The following is a 6,050-nucleotide window of genomic DNA, read 5'->3' as shown; positions in this document are numbered from 1 at the left end:
GGGATCAGAACAGCGTGTAGATGAAGGGCGCCACCGCGGAGCCCTGGCTGAGCACGATCAGCGCGCCGAACAGGCTCAGCACGATCAGGATCGGCAGCAGCCAGAATTTCTTGCGCTGCCGCAGGAACAGCCAGATCTCGGACACAAATGACATGGATAAGGCTCCCCCCGTTTACCCATAAACCGTTAAAACTGGCGCTTCATGCTGTTGGGCGGCGCCTCTCTCTCGATCCAGTAGCTTTCGGCCTCCGGCTCCAGCTTGAGCGCCAGCAGGTCCTTGCCCCGCAGCCGCAGGAACAGGCCCATCGGCACAAAGGCGGCCAGAAAGGTCAGCCCCATGACCAGCGGCGCAACAATGGCTCCGAGAAACATGCCGAGCTTGAACCACAGCCGGTTCGGGCCGCGCAGCACCGCCGGCGCCGCAAAGGCCAGCACCAGAAACACCGCCGCAATGAGCAGAAACAGCAGCCGGACGCTGCCGCCGGACAGCAGCGGCCACAGGCCGATCAGGCCGGAAACCACCGCAAAAACGATGCCAAAACTGCGTTCTGAGCCGTTCTGAACCGGCACATTGGCGTGAAAATCGGCCATACCCCCGACCACCTGAAAACCCGTAACTCTGCTTGATATAGCGGGGAAAGACAGCGCAGCAAGGCCGGGCGGCGGGCGGCCTTTGCGCTTGAGAAGGCCCGGCCCCACGCTAGTCTCTTAAGGCCAGGACCAAAGGGTCCTGCTTCCAGGGCATGGTTCTGCCGGTGCAGCAGCCCGCCCGGGCGTTGCAGGGAAACGCGTCATGCTGTGGAGAGTGCTGAGTTGAACATTTTGAACGAGACGTCTTCTCCGCCCGGGCCCGCGCGCCGCCCGCCTGCCCGCCCCAATGCAGGCCTGCGGCTCAGTTTTGCGATGTTTGTCAGCTGGCTGCGCCGCTACCTCTGGCTGATGCTGCTGCTGATCTCGGCCTGCACCGGCGGCGCCTGGCTGCTGCTGGAGTATATTCCCGAACGCTATACCGCCCGCGCCACCATCGTGCTGACCCAGGCGGATTTCCGGGTCAGCGCCGCGCAGCAGGTGCTGGAGACGGAAGACCTGTCGCGCTACCAGATCGAGACCGAGCTGGATTACCTGCGCTCCAATGCGTTCCTGGAGGATGTGGCGGAGCGGCTGGGGCTGCAGCAGGACCCGGCCTTCAACCCCTATCTGGCCGAGGGGGCGGCCGGAACATCTGCCGGGGATGCGGCATCGGCTGAGACCCAGCGGGCGGCGGTCACTGCGGCGCTGCAGGCTGCTATCACCGTGGCCCGGCGCGGCGACAGCCTGGCGATCGACATCCTGACCCGGTCCGGTTCGGCGCAGCAGGCGGCGGATATCGCCAATGCGGTGGCGGAGCGCTATATCGCGGGCTCGCTGGAGAACCGCCGGGCTGAGGTGCGCAGTTCGGTGGAGTTCCTGCGCCGCCGTATCGCGGCGCTGAACGAAGAACTGGCGCAGAGCGAGATCCGCATTGCCGCCTTCATCCGCGAAAACCAGCTCGACGATCCGGACCGGACCGCGGAGATGCAGGGCGAGCTGCAGCGGCTGGCGGCCCGGATCGCGCTGGCCGGGCAGGGCGGGCGGACCGGCGGCGGCGAGCTGCAGGCCCGCCATGAGGCGCTGCAGGCGGCGCTGAACCGGCGCACCCGGGCCGAGCTGACCCTGCTGAACCTGCAGCGCCAGTTCGATGCCGAGGTGGCGCGCTACCAGACCTTTGCGGAGCGCCGCAACACGCTGGAGGCGCAGATCGACATTCTGACCCCGGGCGCCCGGCAGATCACCCGGGCGGATGTGCCCTCTGCCCCGGCCTTTCCGAACCGGCCGCTGATCCTGGCGGCCGGGCTTCTGGGCGGGGTGGCCCTGGCGGGCGGCGTTGCGTTCCTGTGCGAGCTGACCGACCGGCGGATCTGGATGGGCAGCCATGCGGAGAATGTGACCGGGCTGCCCAATCTGGCGGTGGTGCCGCGGCTCGAGGTGCGCGGGCTGAACCGGCCCGGGGCGCTGATCCGCCATTGCCGCGAGCATCCGCGCGACGCCTATACGGAATCCATGCGCGGGCTGCTGACCCTGCTGTCAGGCGGGCGCCCGGCCGGCAGCGCCCCGGTGGTGGCGGTGACCTCGGCGCTGGCCGATGAAGGCAAGTCGACCCTGGCGCTGTCGCTGGCGCTGGCCGCCGCGCAGGAAGGCGAGAAGGTGCTGCTGATCGATTTCGATGTCTACAAGCACGGGGTGACCCGGATGGCCGGGCAGAAGGCCGCGCAGCAGACCCCGGCAGGGGTCTTGAGCAAAAGCAGCCAGGTCAGCCGCAAGGCACTGCGGGATGGGGTGGCCCCGGGGGTGGACCTGCTGAACTTCAAGCACAACGCGGCGATCCCGCGCGAGATGCCGGCCGGGGCGGAAGCGGCCCGGTCGATGGCCATGCTGCGCAGCATCTACGACCTGATCCTGCTGGACACGCCGCCGGTGCTGCTGACCCAGGATGCGATCCGGGTGGCGGGGCTGGCCGACACGGTGCTGCTGCTGGCCCATTGGGGCAGGACCACCGAAGAGGCGCTGGAGAACGCCGCCGGGCTGCTGAGCATGAACCGGGTGCCGGCCAGCGGCTCCGTCCTGGCCGGCGTCGATCCGGCGCGCTACCAGCGCTATGGCTACGGCACCTATTACGGCGGCTATTATGCCGGCTACGGCAGCGGCTAGGACCTGGTTCCGGGCTTGCCTCCGGGGCCGGCCCCAGCCTGAAAAGGGCAGGATCTTGCCGCCGGCGGCGCGGCGATGGGCGGAAATCATCCGGTTCCGGCAGCCTGCCCGCAAGAGGCTGGCCCCGGGCCCGTGTCCGCGCCAAGGGAGGAACAGGCAGATTTCCGCAATGGAGCAGGCATGAAAATTTACGGAACGGACGCCGCCGAGCTGCTCCGGGGCAGCGCGCTGGGGGATCTCATTGCCGCTTACCTGGGCAATGACACCCTGTACGGCGGCGAAGGCAACGACACGCTTTACGGCAGCGGCGGCGATGATTTCTTCAAGGGCGGGCCGGGCCGCGACCGCATCTACGGCGGCACCGGCAACGACAGCCTGGAAGGCGGCGATGGCAATGACAGCCTCTATGGCGGCGACGGCTATAATGTTTTCGAGGGCGGCGACGGCAACGACCTGATCAAGGGCGGCAGCCTCTATGACCGGATTCTCGGGGATGGCGGCGACGACACCATCTATGGCGGCGGCGGCCAGGACTATATCCAGGGCGGCTACGGCAATGACCTGATCTATGCCGGGGCCGGCAATGACGGCTTTTCCAATGAGCCGGACCCGGTGACCGGGGTGCTGATCACCCAGTCGGTGAGCGGCGGCGCCGGCCATGACACCATTTACGGCCAGGGCGGCGACGACAAGCTGAAGGGCCAGGCCGGCGATGACTGGGTCTATGGCGGCAGCGGCAATGACAGCGTCGACGGCGGCGACGGCAACAACCACCTGTATGGCGGCACCGGCAACGATGTGCTGGACAGCGAGGTCGGCAATGACCGGCTGTTTGGCGGCAGCGGCAACGACAGCCTGAGTTCGGGCCAGGGGGATGACACGCTGGCCGGCGGCACCGGCAATGATGTGATCAGCTCCGAGGACGGCAATGACCTCATTTGGGCCGGTGACGGCGATGATCTGATCTACACCGGCACCGGCGCCACCCGGATCTTCGGCGGCAGCGGCCAGGACACCATCATCGCAGGCCAGGGCAGCGACCGGATCTGGGGCGGTGCGGATGCGGACTGGTTCGCCTTCAAGGGCGCCCGGGTGCAGAACGGCAATGACACTCTCGAGGACTTCCAGGACGGGCTCGACCGCATCATCATTGAGAAGAACGGCATGACCGCCTATGCGCCCGGCGGCGCGGCCGGCACGGTCTATGCCCGCGATCTGGCCTCCGGCGACGTGATGCTCGATGTGGTGACCGGCGGCGGCTACGCCTTCGAAATTCTGGTCCGCGACCGCGACGGCAGCCTGGATGCGGCCGATTTCAGCGCCAGCGATTTCATACTCAGCTGACAGGGGCGTAGCCGGAGGGCGCTTTCACACTACCATTGCGGGAGAGGCATGGCCTGACCCGGTTCTCTGACGCGTCTTCCGGGCCTGTCCGGCCGGCTGCTGCAGCCGGCGGTTCCAGACAACGGAGAGTGTTACGAGTTTGTCCGCGCCCAGCCCTTTTCCCGCCGCCCAGGATCTGCCGCCGGGCCGCCCGGAGGCCCGGATCGGCCCGGGCGGCGCCGCGGCGGTGCTGCGGCGCAACCTGCCGCTGGCGGCGGCGGTGCTGGCCGCTGTGATGGGTCTGGCGGCCTGGACGCTGTCCCGCAGCGGCCCGCAGTACCTGGCCGAGGCCACCCTGGTGCTGGAGCAGAGCAGCGGGACCATCGGCAGCGGGCTTTCCCAGGTGCGCCCGTCCCGGCTGACACCGGCGCAGATTATGACCGAGGTGGAGGTCTTGCGCTCGCGCAGCTTCGCGGCGGCGGCAGCGGCCGGCATGGGGCTGGCGCAGGACCCGGACTTCAATCCCTACCTGGCGGCCCCCGGCGCGGCGCCGGTGCCGCCGGACAGGGTGCAGGCGGCGGTGGCGGCCCGGCTGCTGGAGCGCTATTCGGTGCTGCTGCACCGCGGCAGCCTGACAATCACGGTGTTTGTGCGCGACAGCAGCGGCGCCCGCGCCGCGCGGATTGCCGACGGGGTGGTGCAGGCCTATGTGGCGCAGACCCTGGAGACCCGCCGCGGACAGGCGGCGCGGGCGGCGGCGGCACTGGAGCAGCGGATCGCCGGGCTGGAGGCCAGCCTGGCCGAGGCGGAGGAGGCGCTTTCGGGCCTGGTGCGCTCCAATGCGCTGGACAGCCGCCAGCAACAGCAGCAATTGCTGCTGCAATTGCGGCAGGCCTATCTGCAGCTGGAGTATCTGGAGCAGGAAACACCGGGAGACGGCGAAGCACGCGCGGCGCTGGGGGCGGAACTGTCCCGGCTGGCCGCCGCGCTGGAGACCCGGACGCGGGCCGAGCAGACGCGCAAGACATTGGAGCGCCGGCTGGCCGATCTCAGCGACAGCCATGCGGCGCTGCAGCGGCAGCTGAATGAGGTGGCGGCCCAGGCCGGGCTGCTGATGCCGCTGGCGCGGCAGATTTCCCGGGCGGCGGTGCCGCCGGAGCCCAATCTGCCCAGCTACCGGACGGTGCTGGCGGGCAGCTTCACCGGCGGCCTGGCGCTGGCACTGGTGGCGGTGCTGCTGCGCGAAGCGCTGGACAGCCGGGTCTTTTCCGGCCGGATGCCGCTGCAGGGCTATGGCCTGCGGGGCAGCGTGCCGTTTCCTGCCATTCCGCGCCCGGCCCGGCGCAGCCTGCCGGTGCTTGCAGCACTGCTGGCGCGGCGGGCGCCCGCCGCTGCCGCCGCCGAGGCGGTCCGGCATCTGCTGTCGCTGCTGTGCCGCGGCGGCACCCGGGACCAGGAGCCGCGGCAGGGCCTGAGCTTCACCGTCACGGCTGCCCAGCCCGGCAGCGGGCATGGGCTGGTGGCCCTGTGCCTGGCGGCCTCTGCGGCCAGCGAAGGGCACCGGGTGCTGCTGGTCTGCCTGGACGCGGATCCGGTGCGGCAGCTGCCGCTGCTGCAGGGGCTGCAGCCCTCGCCGCATCTGTTCGAGGACCTGCTGGAAGACCCGGCGCTGCTGGCACGGGAGGTCAGGGCGGCGGCGGAGTGGATTGACGTGCTGCTGCCCGCGGCTGGCTCGCAGGTGCCGCTGAACCTTGCCGCCGGCCCTGATACAAGAGCGGCGCTGGCGCGGCTGCAGCGGGAGTATGACATCATCCTGTACTGGGCGCCGCCGGTGCTGCAAAGCGCGGTTTCCGCGCGTCTGGCGCCGGTCGCCGGCCAGACCGTTCTGGTGGTGCGCGACCGCCATACCGGCAGCCAGGCGCTGCTGCAGGCGCTGGAAATTCTGGAGCATGCCGGCACCCGGCTGCAGGCGGTGCTGAATTGCGGATAGCCGGGAGCAG

5 protein-coding genes are annotated in these 6,050 nt (G+C 69.4%); 3 read left to right on the top strand and 2 right to left on the bottom strand.

The window, feature by feature from the left end; translation table 11 throughout:
• Nucleotides 1–4: 4 nt before the first annotated feature.
• The gene (locus K3725_RS22555) at nt 5–154 is read right to left on the bottom strand and encodes a DUF5989 family protein (RefSeq protein ID WP_260019163.1); all 150 of its coding nucleotides are present in this window, start codon (nt 152–154) and stop codon (nt 5–7) included.
• A gap of 32 nt (nt 155–186) precedes the next feature.
• Complete coding sequence (locus tag K3725_RS22550; protein WP_260019162.1) at nt 187–591, bottom strand: SxtJ family membrane protein; 405 nt, start codon at nt 589–591, stop codon at nt 187–189.
• Nucleotides 592–813: 222 nt separating this feature from the next.
• Here K3725_RS22550 and K3725_RS22545 point away from each other — a divergent pair, with 222 nt between their 5' ends.
• The 3 genes from K3725_RS22545 to K3725_RS22535 all read left to right on the top strand — a co-directional run bounded on the left by K3725_RS22545 (nt 814) and on the right by K3725_RS22535 (nt 6,040).
• Nucleotides 814–2,727 carry an AAA family ATPase gene (locus tag K3725_RS22545; RefSeq protein ID WP_260019161.1) on the top strand — a complete coding sequence of 638 codons (1,914 nt, stop codon included), beginning with the start codon at nt 814–816 and terminating at the stop codon, nt 2,725–2,727.
• Between the two features lie 180 nt (nt 2,728–2,907).
• Nucleotides 2,908–4,071: a calcium-binding protein gene (locus K3725_RS22540; RefSeq protein ID WP_260019160.1), complete on the top strand. Its 1,164-nt coding sequence runs from the start codon at nt 2,908–2,910 to the stop codon at nt 4,069–4,071.
• A 139-nt stretch (nt 4,072–4,210) separates the two neighbouring features.
• The gene (locus K3725_RS22535) at nt 4,211–6,040 is read left to right on the top strand and encodes a hypothetical protein (protein WP_260019159.1); all 1,830 of its coding nucleotides are present in this window, start codon (nt 4,211–4,213) and stop codon (nt 6,038–6,040) included.
• Nucleotides 6,041–6,050 lie beyond the last annotated feature (10 nt).

This window comes from Leisingera sp. S132 (assembly GCF_025144465.1).
GTDB lineage: Bacteria > Pseudomonadota > Alphaproteobacteria > Rhodobacterales > Rhodobacteraceae > Leisingera.
Note: the sequence above shows the minus strand (reverse complement) of the source record. Positions and strands in the feature narration are given on the sequence as shown.